Raw genomic sequence first — 20,525 nt, forward strand, 5'->3', positions numbered from 1 at the left:
AGCATGCTCGTACTTGGCCTGAGCGGGCATTTCTCGGGCGAAGACACCGATCTGGTGCCCAACATGGAGGGGGCGTTCTTCCACGATGCGTTCCACGACGCGGCCGCCTGCCTGATCAGGGACGGCGAACTCGTGGCCGCGGTGGAGGAGGAGAGGTTCAACCGGATCAAGAAGACCACGAAGTTCCCGATCAACGCGATTCGCGCCTGCCTGGACGTCGCCGGGGTGTCGCCGTCCGACATCGCCGCGGTCGGGCACTTCTTCGCCGAGGACCTGCTCGACGAGTCGCTCCGCGTGATCTACTCCGGCCGGCCGCAGCTTCCCGTGCCCACCGCGCGTGAGCTCGTCATGGCTCGGCTGGCGGAAGCCCTCGGGGTGGACGTGTCGGACAGACCGCTGGTCTTCACCGAGCACCACGTGGCCCACGGCATCTCTTCCTACCTCCGCTCGGGGATGACGGACGCGCTGGTGGTGGTCATGGACGGCCGCGGTGAGAAGCACTCGACGACGATCTTCCGCGGCAGGGACGGACACCTGGAGAGCCTCGCCACCTATGGTCTCGGGCAGTCGCTCGGCGGCCTCTACCTGGCGAACACCCGAGTGCTGGGGTACGGGCTCGGCGACGAGTACAAGGTCATGGGGCTCGCGCCCTACGGAGACCCCGCGACCTACCGGGACATGTTCAGCTCCCTGTACGACCTGAAGGACGGCGGCGACTTCACGCTCCGGCACTTCACCCCGAGCCGCATGTCACCCCGCCGCAAGGGTGAGGAGTTCACCCAGGCGCACAAGGACTTCGCCGCGGCGCTCCAGGAAGCGCTGGAGAAGATCGCCCTGCACGTCCTGGGCCACTGGGCCGACCAGACGGGGCTGAAGAACCTCTGCTTCGTCGGTGGCGTAGCGCACAACAGCACCCTCAACGGACGCATCCTCGACTCGGGGAAGTTCCGGGAAGTCTTCGTTCACCCGGTCTCGCACGACGCCGGGGCCGCCGAGGGGGCCGCCCTGGCCGCCGCTCTGCAGCTGGGGGCAGCCCCACGCAGACAGCCCCGCATGCGCACCGCGAGCGTGGGGCCCGACCTCGGCACCCCCGCCGAGGTCGAAAGGGAGCTCGCCTCCTGGGGTGACCTCATCGAGTACGAGCGACCGCCGGACATCGTGGCGACCGCCGCACGGCTGCTGGCCGACGGTGCGGTGCTCGGCTGGGCGCAGGGCCGCTCCGAGTACGGCCCGCGTGCGCTCGGCAACCGCAGCATTCTCGCCGACGCGCGGCCCGCGGACAACAAGCGGCGCATCAACGCGATGATCAAGAAGCGAGAAGCGTACCGGCCGTTCGCGCCGGTCGTGACGCCGGAGGCCGCCGGTGACTACTTCGTGCTGCCGGCGACCCGGGCCAACTACGACTTCATGTCGTTCGTGGTCGCCGTGCGCGAGGATCGAAGGGCGGAGCTGGGAGCCGTCACGCACATCGACGGCAGCGCCCGGGTCCAGGTCGTGGACCCGGCGTCGAACAGGCGGTTCCACGACCTCGTTCATCGGTTCGGCGAGCTGACCGGTACGCCCGTGCTGCTCAACACGTCGTTCAACAACAACGCCGAGCCGATCGTGCAGACCACGCAGGACGCCGTCACCTGCTTCCTCACCACCGAGCTGGACTTCCTCGTGATCGAGGACTTCCTGGTGCGCCGGCGCGGGGACGTCACGCTCGCCTTCGACGACCTGGCCCCCGGACTCCGGCCCGTCACCCGCCTCAGCCAGCGGATCAGGCACACCGCGGCAGGCCGACGCGAGGTCTCCTGCGAGATCTCCCTGGACCACACGAAAGGCGCGACCATGGAGGTCTCCCTCGATCTCTTCACCCTGCTGGCGTCCGCCGACGGGGTGCGGACCCTGCGATCCCTCGCTGGTTCGCGCGGCATCGACCAGGACGTCAGGCACGAGTTGCACGCCCTGTGGCAGCAGCGGTTCATCACGCTTCGGCCGGCCCCGTGAACACGCACACCCCGCGGTGGCCGGTCGCCGCTGACGCCATGGCACTCGTCGATCCCGCGTTCCACGGCCGAGGCGCACCGCACGCCCTCTGGGCCGGTCTGCGCCGCGAGTCGCCGGTGATGCGGCAGACCCTGCCCGACGGACGCGCGTTCTGGTCCGTGACGTCGTACCGCGAGGCCGCCGAGGTGCTCCGGGACGCCACGGCGTTCACGTCGGAGCGCGGAACCCTGCTGTACCTGCTCGGCCGGGACGACCCGGCTGGTGGCAAGCAGTTGGTGGCGACCGATCCACCCCGGCACACCACGCTGCGGATGCCGATGCAGCGGGCGCTCGGGACCAAGCCGGTGCTGTCGATGCACGAGCGCCTGCGGAAGATCGTGCGCGACACGCTCGCGAGCCTGGCCGACGGAACGTCCTACGACCTGGCCGCGCACATGCGAGGGCTGGCCGTGGCGGTGATGGGCACCCTCATGGACCTGCCGGCCGAGGACTGGCCCCACCTGGCCGAGCTCAGCATCGCCTCCGTCGCGCCCGAGGACCCGCTCTTCGGACGGGCAGGTGCGGCCGAAGCCGTGCTCGAGGCGACACACCGCGAGCTCTTCGCCTACTTTCACGACATCGTGCGCCACCGTCGTGCCCATCCGGGTGAGGACCTGGTCAGCTTGCTCATCGGCACGGTGTGGGACGGTCGCCCGCTGAACCAGGGCGAGGTGGTGTCGAACTGCTACAGCCTGCTGCTCGGCGGCAGCGTGACCATCTCCCAGGTCCCGGCGAGCACGTTGGCCGACCTGATGGGGACGGCGACCTTGGACCAGTGGGCTGCCGATCCGTCCCTGTTGGGGAGTGGGGTGGAGGAGGCCTTGCGCTGGGCCACGCCCAACACGCATTTCATGCGGTACGCCGTTCGGGACGTGACGCTGCGGGGACGGCAGGTCAAAGCAGGTGAGGCGGTCGTCGTCTGGCTTGCCTCGGCCAACCGTGACGAGGACGTTTTCGCGGACCCGTTCACCTTCGATGTCCGGAGGCAGCCGAACAAGCACCTGGCTTTCGGCATCGGACCGCACTACTGCGTGGGGAACTCCGTCGTCAGGGAAACCCTGAAGCTGTTCTTCGCCGAGTTGTTCGGCCGATTCACCGACCTCGCCCCGGCCGGGCCAGGGGTGCGGCTGCACTCTCACACGATATCCGGCTGGGCCGCGCTGCCCATCACCGCCGGCGCACGATGACGATGACGACAGGAGATGGGAACGTGGGGCGTTCGGTACTGGTCACAGGAGGCAACCGAGGGATCGGGCTGACGATCGCGCGGCGCCTCGCCGCCGGCGGCGACAGCGTCACGGTGACCTCACGGTCGGGCGAACCGGTCGAGGGCTTGTCCGTGGTGCGGTGCGACGTGCGGGACGCGGCATCGGTGGACGCGTCGTTCAGGACCGTGGAGAAGGAGCAGGGACCGGTCGAGGTGCTGGTGGCCAACGCCGGGATCACGTCGGACCACATGCTCGCCTTCCTGAAGGAAGAGGCGTTCACCGACGTGGTCGACACGAATCTGACCGGCGCGTACCGGGCCGCGAAGCGCGCCGTGCGCGGCATGATGAAGATGCGCCGGGGACGGATGGTCTTCATCTCCTCCGTGGTGGGACTGTACGGATGGCCCGGCCAGGCGAACTACGCCGCCTCGAAGGCAGGTCTCGTCGGGCTCGCCAGGTCGCTCGCGCGTGAGCTCGGCCCGCACGGGATCACCGCGAACGTGGTCGCGCCGGGCCTGGTCGACACCGACATGGCCGCGCCGCTCTCGGAGCAGCGCAAGGCCGAGATCCTCGGCATGGTGCCGCTCGGCAGGGACGCGGCCGCGGACGAGGTCGCGGGAGTGGTGACATTCCTGACCGGCCCGGACGCGGCCTACATCACGGGTGCCGTGATCCCGGTCGACGGTGGTCTCGGCATGGGCCACTAGCTTGAGCTTTAACCTGTTCGGCGGGGTCGTGGGGTGGTCGACTTCGTCTTCTTGTGCTGCTTTGGTTTCTGTGCGTTCGTGCTGGTGGCGGTGTGGACGTCGTGGCGCGGTGCCGGTTTGGTGTTGGGCACTCCGGCCGGGCGTCCGGGGCCCGGTCGGGAGGGTTTCGGGACGTTTGCCGGGCAGGCGGTGTGCGGGCGTAGGTGCCGAAACCCTCGCCGGATTCGGGCCGGGGACAACCGTTCGGGTGAAAGAGGTCTCTCCCAGGGACGGCGTAGGTCGACTGCCGACCGGCGGGCCAGCCGGAGTTGGGTGTAGGCGGCGATGAGCAGCCAGGTCCACCGGTCGGCCTGCTCGGGCGAGCGGAGTTTCGGAGTGGTCCAGCCCAGGGTCTGCTTGAGCATGCGGAAGGTGTGCTCGATGTCGAACCGGCGCAGGAACGCCTGCCAGGACAGGTCCACCGCGGCGTGGTCGAGACCGGTGCGGGAGTGCCATAACCACACCGGTTTCGGGAACGCCCCGGACGGCAGCCGGTCGACCTGCAGGCGGATCACGGTGCCTTCCAGGATCGGCAGGTTCCCGGCGTGGGAGGCCCAGGCGATGCGGTGGGTCAGTCTCGGGTGCAACCGGTCCCACGCCCGGATCAGGGCAGGACCGTAGAGCCTGGTCTCGGTGCGGGTGGTGATGTCGGGTTCGCCCCAGGTGTCCGGGTCGCCGAAGGCGAACTCGCCGCCGTGGCGGCGTGGCCGGCCCAGGGTGCCGGGCGGATGGGGCGGCGCCGGTCGGCGCAGGACCCGGTCCGAACGCATCCGCACCACCACGGTGATCGGCAGATCGGCCAACACGTGGGCCAGGCGGGGCCCGTCGTAGCCGGCGTCCGCGACCAGCAGGATGTCCGGATCCCCGGGCCGCCAGTGCCCGGCGACGATCAGACGGTCCACCACACCCCGAACCTGGACCGCGGTCACGGCCGCTGCGTCGTCACCGGGCTCCAGCCGCACCACGTCCAACGGCGCGGTCCACGAACCACGCCCCGACTCCAGCGCCACGACCACCGAGTAGGGCCAACCCGGCACCATCATGTGCTGGTCCTTGCCGCGACCGTAGGTGTGACACAGGATCCGCTGCCGACCGGTGTGCGCCTCCGGGCGCAGCCAGCTGGTGACGTCCACCGCCAACACCAACCGCCCGTCCGCCGCACGCGGGATCGACACCGTACTCAGCGCGGTCCGCAACCGCGCGATGTCGATCCCGCCGCGCGCCAACGCGGCATACCCACTGCCATGACCACGACGATGCTCGCCTACCAGCGACAACTCCGCGATCGACCGCACCGGCCCGTCGGCACACAACACCGCGTCACCGAGCTCGAACAACGCATCCGCCCGTCGGGTCAGACACCCGTAGAACTCGCGTCGGAACCCCGACAACTCCCCGTCGACACGCCTGCCACCGGCGTGAGGCACACTGATCACCGCAGCCCTCTGGTCGATCTTCCAACTGTCGCAAGAAGGAATGATCGACCAAGGGCTGCACCCATGATCAACAGGGGCAGGCGAACACCGCCCGAAGGTTAAAACTCAAGCTAGGACGTGTTTCAGATGTGGCGTAGCCAGATGTTGATGGCAGCGATGTCGATGGTGGCCTGGTAGCGGACGGCGAGTTTGTCGTAGCGGGTGGCGACCGCCCGGTGCTGCTTGAGCAGGTTGATGCCGCACTCGACGGCGTGGCGCTGTTTGTAGATCTCCCGGTCGATCGTGGGTGGCCGTCCGCCCGCGGGGCCTTTGGCCTTGCGGTGGGCGGCCTGGTCGCGGGGCTGGTCGATGGTGGCCTTGATCCCGCGTCGGCGTAGGTAGGCGCGGTTGGCCTGGGAGCTGTAGGCCTTGTCGGCCAGGACCCGGTCCGGTCGTGTCCGTGCGCGGCCGGGTCCGACCCGCGGCACCGAGATCCGCTCGATCACCGGCGTGAACTGCGGGCTGTCACCCCGTTGACCGGCGGTGACCAGCAGCGACAACGGACGCTGTCCCTGCTCGCAGGCCAGGTGCAGCTTGCTGGTCCACCCGCCCCGCGACCGCCCCAACCCGTGATCGTCGGGCTCGGCCCCGCCGAGCGGGGTGTCGGGCGGTTCGACCTGCAGATCCCCCTTTTGCGGGCACCGGCGGCGTGCTGGTGCGCCCGCATGATCGTGGAATCCACGCTCACGTCCCACACGATCAGCCCGGCGGCGTCCGCGCGGGCCTGCAACGCGGTCACCGTCCGCTGCCAGACCCCGGCCCGCTGCCAACGCCGGAACAACCCGTACACGGTCTGCCAACGACCGTACTCGGGAGGCACGTCCCGCCACGGGGCACCGACGCGCACCCGCCACCGGATGCCGTCGATCAACTGCCGCTTGCTCCACTTCGGCGGACGACCCGGCTTCTTCCCGACGGGTAACAGCGGTTGCAACACAGCCCACTGCGCGTCGGTCAGGTCGGCCCGCCCCGCTGCCGCTACGCCGGCCACGAGGTCTCCGGTGTTCGGGTTTGCTTGGTCGCTAACCCACTTACCGGAGACCTCGCCACATCTCGGCCACCGACACGCCGCCGGTCACCTCACCTTTGAAACACGCGCTAGTTCTGCTCGGCGTGGGTGAGGTGGTCGGTGCCGTCGAGGTGCCTCGGCGGGCTGCTGTGTCGCCGACCCATTGCGCCCGCTCGAACACGTCGGCCAACCGGTCGTAGGTGCGAGCGGAGGCCAGGCTCATGGCTCCGAACTGACAGGAACACCGCCCAGTTGGTAGTGGTCCGACCCGGTTGTCCGCCGGGAAACAGCCAGGGCGAGGCCGCTTTGCCTGTGCGGTCTAATGTGGACTGTCGCTTCGCAGGTCAACACGCTCTGGCGTCCACGAGTCCGTCGCCGGAGTCCGCGTCCGTGATGTCGTGGCCTTCGTGGCAGGGGCTCGAACAACGAAAGCACGGGACCGGGTTGGTCACCCGGGGTTCGGATTCGATGCGCTGGCCGCCGAGGCGTGCGGCCGGCAGAGCACGGGCCTCGCCGCGGGCGAGGAGGTCCGAAGGCAGGTGGCGGGCGGCACGACCTGCTCGGCGGAGGCGGCCAGCGCGTCCAGCTCCGCCGGAAGCACGTCCGGGTCGACGCCGAGGGCGGTGAGGAACCCGCGCGCCGCGTCGGCCGGTTCGTTCGGCCGCCCGGCGGGACTGGAACCGTGCAGGCCGACGAACAGCTTCCGTCGGGCGCCTGTCCTGTCAGGCGTTCACCTGACAGCTTCGGGTCCCAGTGCTGAAGAGCATTCAGGGACGGGCCTTCCACGAGGCGGGACGAGAGGGATCGCGTGGGGGCCACGGCGTCGGTGCAGCAAAGCTGCCCACGAGAACCGGCACCTCGGCGGCACAGGTAGTTCACGGGGGCGGGGCGCTGTCGCACCAAGCCCCGGCGTCCACTCCCGGCTCGTCAGCCTTCCGGAGATCCGCGTGGATCGGGACCCGCGTTCGGGGACGATTTCACGCAATGGGCGTTCCAAGGAGGATCAGCGATCCGTTTGGTGAAGACTTTGGCGACGGTGCTCACCCTCGCCGGCTCGTTCCTCGTGCTCGGCGGCACCGCGAGCGCCGATCCGTACTGGCAGGAGGTCACGCAGACCAACAAGTTCCACTGCACCTCCGTCAGCCATCCAACACACGATGTCACCGTCAAGTCGTGCGTGGTCGTCAACGGCGACGCCACGCAGGCCGTGGCGATCGTCGCCAATCACGGCAGCTCGGCAGTTTCCCTCGCGGCACCGAACGTGGTCCTCTACGTGAATGGGGTCCTCACCTACGACCGGGATTGCCTTTCCAGCACGCTCAACGGCGGCTTCACGCGAGCCTGTTTCGCGCCGACGCAGCAGCGACCGTGCGACGCGGTGATGCGGGCCTGGTCGAATGTCCACGTCCAGGGGTACGGCTTCGCGATCTGGTCGCCTGCCCGGCAGACGTGCACCTGACCAACGTTGAAGTCGTCTCAGCGGCTTGATTTCGCCGTCGATCAACGACAGAGGGCCCTCCGCACTGCGCGGACGGCCCTCTGTCGTTGACTCGTAGTTGGGCCGGGCTACTGCAGGAACTGCGGCAGCGGGGTGTCACTGTGGACGGTCCGGGTCGAGCCGCGCATGGCGCCGTCGAGTTGGGCGGCCACCGCGGAGACGTTGCCGCGCAGGCCGACCTGGACCAGGTTCAGGCGGTACCGGCGCGGGTCGGGGCCGTCGAGGAACCGCCGATGGTCAGGAGTCCTCTCGGACGCGCCTTCGGCGGCCGGCCGTGTTCGGTCACCCCGGGCAGATCGGGTTCCGATCGAGGTAGTACGTGGGGCCTCCCTGCACTTCCATCTTCCCGTAGACGCATTCGTAAGTTGCCGAGTCGTAGAAGACGAGGCGATCGCCCGCCGCAGCCGGCAGCCAGCCGCTGTAGGAGGTGTCACCGGCGTAGTACCACCACGCGAACCGGATGGTGATCGGATTACCTTCCTCCTTGTGGTACGTCATCGTGACGAGGGTGCCCTCCTCGGGGGTGCCGTCGACGCTCATGCAGAAGTTCCCGTTGCCGATGTCCTGGCAGTAGGTCTCGGCGGCGGCGGTTCCGGTCGCCGTCGCGGTGGCCGCGGCCGCCAGGGACAGGGCGGCGGCGAGTCGGGCGGTCTTGGCGAACATGAAAATCCCACTCCTCTGGTCGTTGTTCTCGATTACGTCGTCGGCAGGGGTACCGGCTCGGGAATCCCGTGGGCGTCCCGGCCGGGGGCCGAGCGGTCAGCAGATCGGGTAGTGGTCCAGGTAGAACTCGGGGTCGCCCTGGACCTCCAGACCGCCGCCGTAGCAGTCGGACCCGGTCCGCGGGTCCCGCCACGAGGTCACCCCACCCGCCGCGACCGCCCGCCACTCGCTGCGGACTTCCGGGGGTAGTTGTGTGGCTGGTAGGAGAACCGGCCGGTGGCCGGGTCGCCGGAGTTTCTTCTGGTACCACCTCGACACCACTTCAGTCGGCTCGCCGGATTCGCCGGTGTCGTCGACGGACATGCAGCGCGGCCACCGCGGCCTGCACCGACTCGCGCATCAGGCCGGCCATCTCGTTCAACCAGTTGCTCTCCTGCTTGCTGATCATTCCGGTGCAGTCGGTGTCCGGCTCGAACATCGGCGCGTACCCCAGCACCACGATCCGTGCGTGCCGGGCCTTCGACTTGATCTCGTGGAGCAGGTCGGTGATCGCCGGGGTCGCCTCGGCGCGCAACCTCCTCGGCGAGGCCACCTTGAGCGGTTCCGCGTCACCGGCGAGAGTGCTGTCGAAGCAGTAGTCGACCAAGGTTAGCGCCGGGACCGTGCACGTTTCATCACTCGAAGTAGTGGTCTGGAGGCCGGTGCTCCGCCCGGCTCGAACAGGGGCGGTGTCGGATGCCCGACGTTGGTCGGCCGCGAGCAGTCGGGCACACCTTCGGGTGACGTCGGGAGCCGGCACGTCCGCAGGGCGGAACAGTGAGCCTTTCCAACCTCATCCGACAAGAACCCGTCCACCTCTCGCAGCCCGGCCGCGGCTCGACACGGGCCGGCTACACGACTTCGGCGGGAATGTCGGCGTACAGGTCACGCAGCCCGCCTAACACCGGGTTGACGGTTGACGACCAAGTGGTGCTGTCCACGGAGGCGACAGCTCGGACGCCGGTGGCCGCGTTCGTGGCGAAGGCGGCATCGATGCCCTCCAAGTCGCCGAGAGTCAGCGATTCGGTGGCTACCGGCTCATCGAGGGCTTGGTTGAGCAACGTCATGGTGACCCCGGCGAGGCACGCCGACTCGGGCCACACGACGCGGCCGGATCGTACGAATCCGATGTTCGACGTGGCGATCTCCGAAATGGACCCGTCGGGATTCAGGAAGAGGACGTCGTCATAGCCTTCCCGCTGCGCCGTCCTCCGTTGGTGGAGTGCGCCGAACAGGCCGATGTGCTTGACCGATGGCATCTCGCGTTGATGCGACGCGGATCGCAGTCGCAACGGCGACCCACTGCCGGAACCGACGGGCCGCGTGGTCACCAGCACGTGAGGTGTGGCGTCGTGACCGATGGTGCCCAGGTCGAGCGCTGGATCGAAGACGGTGATGCGAACCACGGTCGTAGGACCACCGCTGCCGAGGGCGTGGCGGACGTGCTGCCTGACGCGGTCGGTGTCGAGATCAGTGCCGAAGAGCTGCCGGCAGTCCCGTGACAGCCGTTGCATGTGGAGGGAGAGGCCGCGGACGCGGCCGCGCTCCACGAGCATCGACGTGAAGTGCCCGTAGTTGGTCAGCGCGAGAGCCTTGACCTGGTCGATGGTGGCAGAGGCGCCGTTCAGCTCCACGCCGGTCAGCATTCCCATCGACGAGCCTCCGATCGGGTCGTGTCCGCGACGCCGACGACCCGACCCAGGTGGGCCGGCCGGCGACTCCTGCGCGACATCACGAACGTTCCCCGGGCAGGTCCTTGAGGGTCACGCACCACCTCCGGGTTGGAGAATGGACGACCGCACCCGCAGTCGTCCGGCGAGCGCCACGAGGCTGGTCGGCCGGCGCAGGTCCGCGACCGAGATGCCGTCGAACCCGTTGTCCCACAGGAGGGACAGCACGCGGGGGCCGTGGTGGAGGCGGCCGCCGACCGTCAGGTAGGTGCCGGCCATGGTCAGACCGACCAATCCGTTGGCCTCCGCCACCGCGCGCATGAGCGCCTGCTCGGCCGGGCCTCGCGGTGCCCGTGCGGGTCGTTGGGCGCCCGAACCGGCGACCGTGCGCCCGTCCGCCCGACGGACGACGAAGTGGTGCGGGCTCGCCATGGCGCACCGGCCGTTGTCGGTCGACAGCAGGAAGTCGCGCAGCTCCCACGGTTCCAGGTCGGCGTCGACATGGGCGGTGACCACGCCCTGGTCCTCGCGGACCTCGGCGCCGTGGATCGCCGGATGCTCGCGAAGGCGGTCGGCGAGGAAGTCCAAGTCCACCCAGACGCCGCCGATCCGGGTCCAGCGCGCGCCCGGCCGCCAGCGCTCCGGGGCAAGGGCCTCGGCCTCCGGGTAGGCGAGGTCACCGGCGCCGGAAGCGTGCACCAGGATCGCCTCGATCAGTCGGACGAGCCCCACCACGTCCCGGTCGCCCGCGATGGCCTCGTCGATGGCTGCGTGGATCTGCAGCCGCCCTTCGACGGGGGAGGCGCTGACGAACAGGTTGCAGAGGTTGTGGAACTCGTTCATCCGGCCGACGGTGACCCGCGAGCGGGTCAGCAGGGCGCGCGGATCGACGCCGGGGTGCGAAGCCTCCCAGTCGATGCCGTCGAAGCGACAGCTGACGGCTTCGGGACCCGCCAGGAACGTGCCCCGCTCGGCCTCGACCCGTCCCGCGCCTTCGTGGAACTCCAGCACGTCGAAGCCCATGTGCCGACCGCCGACGAGGATCGCCTTCCGCACCCGGCGCAGCACCTCGGACAACGATGGCTGCCCGCCGACGTCGACGAGCAGGGGCATGTCCCGGAAGACCGAGGCGATCATCTCGCCGGTGTCGGGGAGTTCCCGGAACGACCAGGTCAGGCTCAAGCCGAGCTGCGCTCGGTCGTACTGGATCGCCAAGGCGGTGTAGACGGCCGCGATGAAGACCGACGCCGGTGACGCCGCGTACGTGTGGTGCAGGATCGCCAGCGCTCGGGTCGCGGCGGGCGATTCGAGGTCCGCGAACACCACATCGGCTCCGGGCCGGCCACGGCTCACCGGCAGGGCGGACGCCGGAAAGTCCCGCAGCGTGCCGGTCCAGTGCCGTAGAGCGGACTCGACGCGGGGCCGGCCGTGTCCCCGCTCGTGCAGCGCCCGGTCGATCGGTTGCGGCACGTCGGCGCCGAGCCGGGCGGGTCGCCGCTGGTGCCGCGCCGCGAGCAGCTCGGTGAGCTCGGCGACGAGGGTCTCGGCCGCCGCCTCGTCGGCCGCGATGTGGGCCACCGCGAAGATCAGGTCGCCGTTCGCCGTGCGGCCGAACCGGATCGGGGGTTGGGCCGCAACGTCGAACGGGGTCTCGACGAAGCGGCTGCGGGAGTGTTCGTCGGTGAGGCGGGGCAGCGTCGCCAGGACGGTTTCGTGCGCGCTCTGCCGTGGCCGCCCGGCCTCGTCGGCGTCGAACGTGGTCCGGAGCACTTCGTGCCGCCGAAGCAGGTCGCCCACCACCGCGCTCACCGCCTCGTCCGGCAAACCCTCGGGTACGGCGACGACGCGCCAGATGTTGGGGAACAGCCCGTGGGCGCCGGACCGGTAGGACATCCACTCCAACTGGCAGATGCCCGACTGCAGTGGTCCGGCGCGTCGCACCCCGCCGGAGAAGTTCGTCAGTTCTTCTCGCACGCCGCTACCCCTGTTCTGGACGGAAGATGACGCCCTCGCCGGGCGGGGAAGAGGGAATGCCGGCGCGGCGCCGAGTTGCTCGTTCAACACGTGCGGGCTTCGCCGGTCGCACGCGACTCCACACCACCGCAAGTGCGGAGCGGTGTGTCGGCGAAAACGGGAACCGTCTTGTCCCGCCGCTGTCCCTGTCGGCGAACGCCGAATAGTGGCGCGGTGGACGCGTCGGCAACATCGACAGCGAACATCAGCGAACCATAGATGGCTGGGAGGGTGCAAGCCTCAACCATTCGTCAGCTGCGTAGGTCGGCGCGCCAGGTCATCGTCAGTTCTTCCCGCCCTTTGGGTGACGACCGACAAGAACTGAGGGCCTGGACTGGCTCGCGCTACCGGCGTCGGACGCTGGATGCGGTGTGCCGCAGTGCATCGGTGATCGAGCCGATCGCGCGGCCAAACACGGTCATTTCGGACGGATGGGGCAGCATCGTGAAAGCTTCCGGTCAACCGAGTTGATCTCGGCGGACGCCCGTTACCAGCAGTTTCGCGCTGCTCGGGGTCTCGCCACGCGGGACACGGCTCCGCGCCGGATCGCCGAGGTCGACCGCGGCGGCGTCTGATTCGCTCCGGTGGACGTGCCACCGCGTGTGCCAATCGGACTCTTGATGCATTGAGTGACGTGTGGTTGTCTGACTTCCGCGGCCACGGGGGAGGTCCTGCGAGGGGGGTAAACATCTGTGGGTTTGCGGGGCGCTGATGCCCTGGATTGTTCTGCATCGTCAGTGGCTCATGCCGGCGCTGCGGGACGTCGTATCTGATGGCATCGTGGCGACGTGCCCACTCCGTTCCCGTGCCTTCGGGATCCATGCTTCCAGGGTCGTTCCATGACGCATTCCGCGTTGTGGTGCTCGATGCAGGAGGGGGAGTTCATGGTAACGCGCGATGAAATAACCGCGATCATCGGTGAATGCATGTCCATCCAGATGATCGATGCTCCCATTGATTACGACACCGAGATCGTGATCGATTCCTTCGGTTTCGTCTGGCTTCAGCACCTGCTCGAGGAGCGCTTCGGCGTCGACCTCCAGCAGCCGGGCCGCGACGTGATCCTGAGCCTGAACTCGGCGCGCTCGGTGCACCAGTACCTGGCCGAGATCTACCCGGATCGCTTCGCCGTGACCGACTGAAGTCCTCTCGAGGGCTCGGCCACCGAGCCATCACACGCATCAGTTTCCGAGTCGCAAGGGGGTAGTCGCGTGCCGCACGGAGGTGCCGTCTCGGACGGCGGTAGCTACGACGTGGTCGTGGTAGGCAATGGCGTGCTCGGCCTGTCCCTGGGTCTGAGCCTGGTCCGCCGCGGCGTTTCGGTGGCGGTGGTGGGTGAGCGGTCGCGCCCGTACGCGGCGTCGGTGGCCGCCGGGGCGATGCTCGGATGCTTCGGCGAGGTCACCTCCTCGCTGCTGGCCAGCAGCGAGGGCCGGCGGAAGCTCGACCTCGGCGTGGAGGCGCAGCAGCTGTGGCCGCGGTGGCTCGAAGAGCTGACGTCGGACACCGGCGACAACGCCGCCGACCTGGTCACGGCCGACGGCACGGTGGTCATCCTCAACACCGTCGGCGTGGCCGGCATCGACAGCGCGAACTTCCAGGCCATCCAGAGCGCGCTCACCACCTACGAGCAGAAGCACGAAGAGCTCGACGTGGACGACATCGCCTGGCTCTCGCCCGACGCCGCCTCAAGGCCCTTGCGCGCCCTGTTCATCCCCGACGAGCACGCGATCGACTCGGCCGCGCTGCTCACCACCCTCGAGGCGGCCTTCGTCGCCCGGGGTGGGGTGCTCGTCGACGGCTCCGTCACCGCACTGGATCACCTCGCCGGGCGGGCCCGCGGCGTCGTCCTCGCCTCCGGTGCGGCGCTGTCCGGCGGTGAGGTCGTGCTCGCCGCGGGGGCCGCTTCGCAGGCCGTCGTTGGGAGCGTTCCCGGACTTGCGGAGCGGATGCCGCCGCTGATCTCCGGCTACGGCCTCTCGGTGCTTCTGTCGGCTCCCGAGTCACCGGGGCCCCGCCACGTCATCCGCACGCCGAACCGCGCCTTCGCCTGCGGCCTGCACCTGGTCCCGAGGAACGCGACCGAGGTGTACGTCGGGGCGACCAACGTCATCTCGACCGCGCCGGTGAGCACGCCGGTGATCCGGGACGTGCAGTTCCTCCTCGACTGCGCGGCACGGCAGTTGCACCGGGACTTCTGGACGGCGGGCGTCAACCGGATCCAGGTGGGGAACCGCCCCGTGGCACTCGACGGCTTCCCGCTGATCGGTGCGGCCATGCCCGGACTGTGGATGCTGACCGGCACCTATCGCGACGGTCTGCACCTCTCCCCGTTGCTGGCCGCGGAGCTGACCGCCAGGATCCTCGGCGATGAGCCGCGTGCGGACCTCGCCCCCTTCGAGCCGGTGCGCGCTCCGATCCAGCCGGCGAGCCGCCGCGAGATCGTCGAGTCCTCGGTCACCCACATGGTCGCCACCGGCTACGAGCACGACTGGAGGGTCCCGGTCGAGTGGCCGCGCACCATGGAGCACAGCCTGCGCATGGAGTTCTCGCGGTTCGCCGAGATGATCCACCCGCGGTTCACGCCGCCCCCGGAGATCCTCGCGGCCGCGCGCTACGCGCCCGAACTGGTGGGGATGCTCCGGAAGTTCTACGGCAACCGGCAGGCCGCTGGTGTCTGAGGGGTCCGAGATCACCGCGCTGAACCCGGACTTCGAGGCGGTGCTGAGGGAGTGCATGGCCGGCCAGCTCCCGCCCGGCACGACGCTGCACGAGGACAGCGACCTGACGGCGTTCGGGATGGATTCGCTCACCGTCGTGCGGCTCCTGGTGACCATCGAGGACACCTTCGGGGTGGTGATCCCCGACGAGATGATCGCCTTCGAGATCTTCTCCTCGCCCGGCTCCCTCTGGAACCTGATCTCCGACTCGCGGGAGGACTCCGGGTGAACGCCGACCTGCTCCGGGTCATCGCCGACCGGGCACGGCTCGTGCCCGACCGGCACCGCGTCTTCGACCAGGACGCTTCGGTCGTCCAGCGGGTGTTCCGGATCGGTGCGCCGGTCCTGTCAGCGCTCCTCGACCTCGGGTTCCCGCACCGCACGTCGGGCGAGGAGCAGTACTTCGACGAGCTCGACCTGGCCAACGCCTCCCTGGCCCTGCGCCTGCCCTCGCCCCGCTACCTCGCCATGCGACGATGGCCCGACGTGCTGCGCGCGGTGGTGGACAACCGCCCGTTCCGGTATGACGTCGAAGTCGCGGCCGAGTGCGAGTCCCCCGACCCCGGCCACCGGTGCGACTTCCGTCCGCGCGCCGAGGCGCTGGTCCTCGGGGCGAGCCCTTCCGGCGCGGCCGGGGAGTTCACGCTGAGCCTGGAGGTCGGCGCCACCGGGCGTGCCGCCGACGCCCCGCCGGAGCTGGGGCGGCTCTTCGCCGAGGTGTCCGGGTTCGAGTTCTACTTCCTGCCCGAGGCCCTGCGCCGCGACCTCTCGTTCCTGGCCGAGACCTCGCTGGCCGACTGCGAACTGGCCACCTGGTTCCTCGTCCGGCGGGCGACGGAGGAGCAGTGGGAGGCCCGGCGCAGCTTCGGGCTGCTGCTGTCCAGCCCCTACTCGTTGGAACACTACTGGCCCGAGATCAGGCTGGACGGGGCCTGGACCGCTTTCGACCCCCACCTGATCAACAGCCTGGTCCGCTGGGAGGTGTTGGCGCCGGACGAGGTCTCGGCCGAACAGGCCCTGAACTCGGCCTTCTGCCGCGTCGCGGAGGACTGGATCTCCCTGGTGGAGGATGCGGGACACCCGGCGCGGATCTCCCTGCTCACCCGACGCCGACCGCTGGCCGGCGGCTCCCCGGCCGCGACCACCCCCGGTCAGGAGGTGGCCCGATGAGCCGACCACGCAGCGGGATCACCCTCTTCGGCACCTGTCCTCCCTCGGTCGAGGAGCACGGCGCGGACTACCTGCGGCGGGTCCGCGAGGTGGCGGGCTGGAGCGACCGCGCGGGGTACGAAGGGGTCCTGGTCTACACGGACAACCGGTCGGTCGACCCGTGGCTGATCGCGCAGACCATCATCCAGGCCACCGCGCGACTGGCTCCGCTGGTCGCCGTGCAGCCGGCGTACATGCACCCGTTCACCGCCGCGAAGCTCGTGGCCGGTTTGGCGTACCTGCACCGCCGCCGCGTCGACTTGAACATGGTCGCGGGCGGGTTCACCGGGGATCTGCGGGCGATGGGTGACGACCTCGCCCACGACGACCGCTACGACCGGGCTGTCGAGTACTCCCTGATCATGAGGCGGCTGCTCGCCTCCCGGGAACCGGTGACCTTCGAGGGCGCTTACTACTCCGTGACCGGGCTGCGCCTCGAGACCGCGCTCCCGGCCGAGCTGGCTCCCCGGTTCCTGTTCTCCGGCTCCTCCGCGGCCGGGATGGCCGCCGCGCGGGCCGCCTCGGCGACGGCTGTCTCCTACCCGGAGGAACCGGGGAAGCAGGTCGCGGCCGATCCGTCGATCCCCCAGGGCCTGCGCATCGGGGTGATCACCCGGCCGACGTCGGCCGAGGCGTGGGACGTCGCCCTCGCGCGTTTCCCCGAGGACCGCGCCGGGCAGGTCAGCCACCGGCTCGCCATGTCGCGCTCGGACTCGCAGTGGCACCGGCAACTCGCCGAGGCTGCCGATCACCACGACACGTACTGGATGCGGCCGTTCAAGAACTACCGGACCTTCTGCCCGTACCTGGTCGGTGACTACGCCGCGGTCGGGCACGAGATCGGGCGCTACCTCGACCTCGGCTACACCACGCTGATCCTGGACACCCCGGCGGAGGAACAAGACCTGGAGCACATCGCGGCGGCCTTGGACATCGCCCGGAACCGCGCCGAGGAGCACGTATGAGGACTTTGCTCATAGACAACTACGATTCCTTCTCGTACAACCTGGCGCACTACCTGGGTGAGGTCAACGGAGTCGAGCCCACGGTCATCCGCAACGACGAGCCAGGGTGGCGGCCGGAGCACCTCGACGCGTTCGACAACGTCGTCATCTCGCCGGGTCCGGGTACACCGGGTGTCCCGGCCGATTTCGGCATCTGCCGCGACGTCGTCACCTCGGGCCGGATCCCGCTGCTCGGCGTCTGCCTCGGGCACCAGGGCATCGCGATGCTGGGCGGCGGGTCGATCGCGCTGGCCCCGGAGCCCCGGCACGGCCGCAAGTCGCTCGTCCGGCACGACGGCACCGGGTTGTTCGCCGGCATCCCGACGCAGTACGAGGTCGTGCGCTACCACTCGTGGGTGGTCGACCGCCTCTCGGACGACCTCGATCCGATCGCCTGGACGCCCGACGGGGTGCTGATGGCATTACGCCATCGCCACCGCCCTCAGTGGGGGGTGCAGTTCCATCCCGAGTCCATCGCGACGGAGCACGGTCATCGCCTGCTGGCCAACTTCGCGGAGCTGAGCCAGGACTGGAACCGGCGGCACGGCCGAACCGTCCGCCCGGGACCCCCGCAGCCGGTGTCCGCGCCGCGCGTGGACACCGACCAGCGGGTGACGTACCGCCTGCTGGTCGAGCAGCTTCCGACCGACCGTGCCCCGGAGCAGGTCTACGAGGAGCTCTTCCTCGACCGGCCGTTCGCGTTCTGGCTGGACAGCAGCCGTCCCGATCCGCGTCTCGGCCGCTTCTCCGTGCTCGGGGCGGCCGAGAGCCCCACGTCGGAGGTCGTCACGGCCGATGTCGCGCAGGGCACGGTCACCGTGCGGGCGGGAGACGGCACCCGCGACGAGACCCGGCCGTTCCTGGACTGGCTCGACGACCGCCTCAAGAACTCGGAAGTCGTCGGCGGCGAGAGCCTGCCGTTCGACTTCCGCGGCGGCTGGGTGGGCTACCTGGGCTACGAGCTCAAGGCCCAGTGCGGCGCCCGCTCGCGCCACCGCTCCGAGCACCCGGACGCGTCGCTGATCTTCGCGGACCGGTACGTGGTGTTCGACCACGGCACCCTGACGACGTACCTGGTCGCCCTGCACACGGGCGACGAGGCACCGGCCCGGGACTGGCTGGCCGACACCCGCGCGCGGATCGAGGCGATCCCGGGTGCTCCCGGACGCTCGCCGGCGCGCCCGGAGCCGGTCACCGAGTCGCTGTCCCTGCGCCACGACCGAGACACCTACCTGAACCTCATCGAGTCCTGCCAGCGCGCCATCACCGCCGGCGAGAGCTACGAGGTCTGCCTGACCAACATGCTCAGCGCTGACTGCACGCTGGACGTGTGGGCCGCGTACACCTCGCTGCGCCGTGACAACCCAGGCCCTTTCGGGGCGCTGCTGCGCATGGGTGAGCTGTCGGTGCTGAGCACCTCGCCCGAGCGCTTCCTGCGCATCGACGGCGAGGGGCGCGTGGAAGCCCGGCCGATCAAGGGCACGCGCTCCCGGTCGAGCTCGCCCGAGGAGGACCGCCGGCTCCGCGAGGACCTGGCGACCTCCGAGAAGGACCAAGCCGAGAACCTCATGATCGTCGACCTGCTCCGCAACGACCTGGCCCAGGTGGCGGTGACCGGCTCGGTCGCGGTCCCGGAGCTGTTCGTCGTCGAGTCCTACACGACGGTGCACCAGCTGATCAGCACCGTGACGGCGCGGTTGCGCCCCGACCGCAGCCCGGTCGACTGCGTTCGGGCCGCGTTCCCCGGCGGATCGATGACCGGGGCGCCGAAGCTGCGCACCATGGAGATCATCGACGAGCTGGAGGACGGGCCCCGCGGCATCTACTCGGGCGTGATCGGGTACTTCTCGCTGTCGGGCAGCGTCGACCTGAGCATCGCCATCCGCACGCTGGTGGCACAGCCGGGTCGCATCAGCTACGGCGTCGGCGGCGCGATCGTGGCCATGTCCGACCCGGCCGCGGAGTACGAGGAGACCGCGGTCAAGGCCACTCCGCTGCTCACCCTGCTCGACGCGCGCTTCCCGGAACGCGACACGGCGAAGGCGACGAGCGATGTCTGAGCCCGTGGCGATCACCGGCATCGGGGTGTGCACGGCTTTCGGCGCGGGCGTGGATGCCGTGCGGCGCGGGGTCTTCGGGGGTGAGGCGGCGTTCGCGCCGGTGACCCGCTTCGACACCACCCCCTACCACAACCGGTTCGCGGCCACCCTGCCTGACGACCACGCGGTCTGGGCGTCCGGCGCTCCCACGCAGCTGGGCCTTCTGCGTGCCTGCGCGCACGAGGCCCTCGACGGCGCGCGAACCCGCGCACGGGGAGCGCCCTTCCTGCTCGGGACGCTGGGTGACCGGTCAGCGGTCCTGGAGTTCTGGCGAGCCGAAGAGCGCGGAGACCGGTGGGAGGACGACCGGCTCGGCACCAGCGCGCCCGCCGCGCTGGCCGCCGCCTTGGCGCAGGAGCTCGGCTTCGGCCCGTCGCCGATGGCGTTCAGCAACGCCTGCACCTCCTCGACCACGGCGGTGGCCTACGGCGCGCAGCTGATCCGCTCGGGGCAGGCCGACCTCGTCGTCTGCGGTGGCTCGTACGCGGTGTCGGAGGACATCTTCTCGAAGTTCGACGCAGGCGGCGCGTTCAGCGACAGCGGCGTGGTCCGCCCGTTCTCCCGGCAACGCGACGGCATGCTGCACGGCGACGGGGCCGCGGTCCTGGTGCTGGAGTCCGTGCGGTCGGCGCGCCGTCGCGGGGCGACGACGCTCGCGTTGCTGCGCGGGTGGGGGATGTCCGCGGACGCGCACCACCCCATCCAGCCCGATCCCGCCGGCCGCGGCATGGCGCGGGCCATGCGCGCGGCGCTACGCGTCGCCGGGTGCTCCCCGGACGACGTCGGCTACGTGAACGCGCACGGCACCGGCACGCCGGTCAACGACAAGGCCGAGACCGCGGCGGTGCACGACGTGTTCGCCGCCCGCGCGGGCGCGGTCCCGGTGAGCTCCACCAAGGGCGCCACCGGGCACATGCTGGAGGCCACCGGGGCGGTCGAGGCCGTGATCACCGTGCTGTCCCTGCGGGACCAGCGGATCCCGCCCACCGCCGGCTACCTCGACCCGGACCCGGAATGCGCCCTGGACTGCGTGCCCAACCGGGGCCGAGCCGCCGAACTGAAGTACGCGCTGTCGCTCAACGCGGCCTTCGGGGGAGCGAATGCCGCCCTGCTGTTCAGTACCGAGTGAAAGCAGACGCCG

The 20,525-nt window shown here is 69.9% G+C and carries 16 protein-coding genes and 1 pseudogene; 11 read left to right on the forward strand and 6 right to left on the reverse strand.

What is annotated here, in order from left to right:
- The first annotated feature begins 3 nt into the window (after positions 1-3).
- The 3 genes from ABTZ99_RS32900 to fabG are packed head-to-tail and all read left to right on the forward strand — an operon-like array spanning position 4 to position 3,946.
- Positions 4-1,992 (forward strand): carbamoyltransferase family protein, encoded by a 1,989-nt coding sequence (locus tag ABTZ99_RS32900; protein WP_499616818.1) that lies wholly within the window; start codon positions 4-6, stop codon positions 1,990-1,992.
- A gap of 38 nt (positions 1,993-2,030) precedes the next feature.
- Entirely contained in the window at positions 2,031-3,218 is a 1,188-nt protein-coding gene (locus ABTZ99_RS32905) for a cytochrome P450 (RefSeq protein ID WP_499616821.1), read from the forward strand.
- Between the two features lie 23 nt (positions 3,219-3,241).
- Complete coding sequence (fabG, locus tag ABTZ99_RS32910; protein ID WP_498783717.1) at positions 3,242-3,946, forward strand: 3-oxoacyl-ACP reductase FabG; 705 nt, start codon at positions 3,242-3,244, stop codon at positions 3,944-3,946.
- An 8-nt stretch (positions 3,947-3,954) separates the two neighbouring features.
- Here the strand turns inward: fabG and ABTZ99_RS32915 are convergent, their stop codons facing one another.
- Together ABTZ99_RS32915 and ABTZ99_RS32920 are read right to left on the reverse strand one after the other, a co-directional pair.
- Complete coding sequence (locus ABTZ99_RS32915; RefSeq protein WP_499616824.1) at positions 3,955-5,421, reverse strand: NF041680 family putative transposase; 1,467 nt, start codon at positions 5,419-5,421, stop codon at positions 3,955-3,957.
- Between the two features lie 122 nt (positions 5,422-5,543).
- Positions 5,544-6,451 (reverse strand): annotated as a pseudogene (locus ABTZ99_RS32920) (IS5 family transposase).
- A gap of 1,036 nt (positions 6,452-7,487) precedes the next feature.
- On the opposite strand from ABTZ99_RS32920, the gene ABTZ99_RS32925 reads away from it, so the two are divergent.
- Positions 7,488-7,928 (forward strand): hypothetical protein, encoded by a 441-nt coding sequence (locus tag ABTZ99_RS32925; protein ID WP_499616827.1) that lies wholly within the window; start codon positions 7,488-7,490, stop codon positions 7,926-7,928.
- A gap of 321 nt (positions 7,929-8,249) precedes the next feature.
- Here ABTZ99_RS32925 and ABTZ99_RS32930 read toward each other — a convergent pair whose 3' ends face one another.
- From ABTZ99_RS32930 to ABTZ99_RS32945, 4 genes are all read right to left on the reverse strand, one after another.
- Positions 8,250-8,630, reverse strand: a complete 381-nt coding sequence (locus ABTZ99_RS32930; RefSeq protein WP_499616830.1) for a hypothetical protein — start codon at positions 8,628-8,630, stop codon at positions 8,250-8,252.
- Between the two features lie 322 nt (positions 8,631-8,952).
- Positions 8,953-9,276, reverse strand: coding sequence for a hypothetical protein (locus tag ABTZ99_RS32935; protein WP_499616833.1), 324 nt, complete (start codon positions 9,274-9,276; stop codon positions 8,953-8,955).
- 244 nt (positions 9,277-9,520) lie between these two features.
- Positions 9,521-10,321, reverse strand: a complete 801-nt coding sequence (locus tag ABTZ99_RS32940) for an aminotransferase class IV family protein (RefSeq protein WP_499616835.1) — start codon at positions 10,319-10,321, stop codon at positions 9,521-9,523.
- Positions 10,322-10,432: 111 nt separating this feature from the next.
- On the reverse strand, positions 10,433-12,313 hold the full coding sequence (locus ABTZ99_RS32945) for a condensation domain-containing protein (RefSeq protein WP_499616837.1): 1,881 nt from the start codon (positions 12,311-12,313) through the stop codon (positions 10,433-10,435).
- An 878-nt stretch (positions 12,314-13,191) separates the two neighbouring features.
- Here ABTZ99_RS32945 and ABTZ99_RS32950 point away from each other — a divergent pair.
- The 7 genes from ABTZ99_RS32950 (at position 13,192) to ABTZ99_RS32980 (ending at position 20,513) form a co-directional block, all read left to right on the forward strand.
- Positions 13,192-13,494, forward strand: coding sequence for a hypothetical protein (locus ABTZ99_RS32950; RefSeq protein ID WP_498783706.1), 303 nt, complete (start codon positions 13,192-13,194; stop codon positions 13,492-13,494).
- Between the two features lie 69 nt (positions 13,495-13,563).
- A complete protein-coding gene (locus ABTZ99_RS32955) occupies positions 13,564-15,033 on the forward strand; it encodes an NAD(P)/FAD-dependent oxidoreductase (protein WP_499616840.1) in 1,470 nt (489 codons plus the stop codon).
- Positions 15,026-15,301: a phosphopantetheine-binding protein gene (locus ABTZ99_RS32960; protein WP_498783702.1), complete on the forward strand. Its 276-nt coding sequence runs from the start codon at positions 15,026-15,028 to the stop codon at positions 15,299-15,301. Before ABTZ99_RS32955 ends, ABTZ99_RS32960 begins: the two co-directional genes overlap by 8 nt.
- Positions 15,298-16,242: a hypothetical protein gene (locus tag ABTZ99_RS32965; protein WP_499616843.1), complete on the forward strand. Its 945-nt coding sequence runs from the start codon at positions 15,298-15,300 to the stop codon at positions 16,240-16,242. The genes ABTZ99_RS32960 and ABTZ99_RS32965 overlap by 4 nt, the downstream gene beginning before the upstream one ends.
- Positions 16,239-17,246: an LLM class flavin-dependent oxidoreductase gene (locus ABTZ99_RS32970; protein WP_498783699.1), complete on the forward strand. Its 1,008-nt coding sequence runs from the start codon at positions 16,239-16,241 to the stop codon at positions 17,244-17,246. Before ABTZ99_RS32965 ends, ABTZ99_RS32970 begins: the two co-directional genes overlap by 4 nt.
- Entirely contained in the window at positions 17,243-19,345 is a 2,103-nt protein-coding gene (gene pabB / locus ABTZ99_RS32975) for an aminodeoxychorismate synthase component I (protein WP_499616846.1), read from the forward strand. The genes ABTZ99_RS32970 and pabB overlap by 4 nt, the downstream gene beginning before the upstream one ends.
- A complete protein-coding gene (locus ABTZ99_RS32980; RefSeq protein ID WP_499616849.1) occupies positions 19,338-20,513 on the forward strand; it encodes a beta-ketoacyl-[acyl-carrier-protein] synthase family protein in 1,176 nt (391 codons plus the stop codon). The genes pabB and ABTZ99_RS32980 overlap by 8 nt, the downstream gene beginning before the upstream one ends.
- The last annotated feature ends 12 nt before the right edge of the window (positions 20,514-20,525 follow it).

Origin of the sequence: Actinosynnema sp. NPDC002837, from assembly GCF_040295345.1 — a bacterium.
Taxonomy (GTDB): Bacteria; Actinomycetota; Actinomycetes; order Mycobacteriales; family Pseudonocardiaceae; genus Actinosynnema.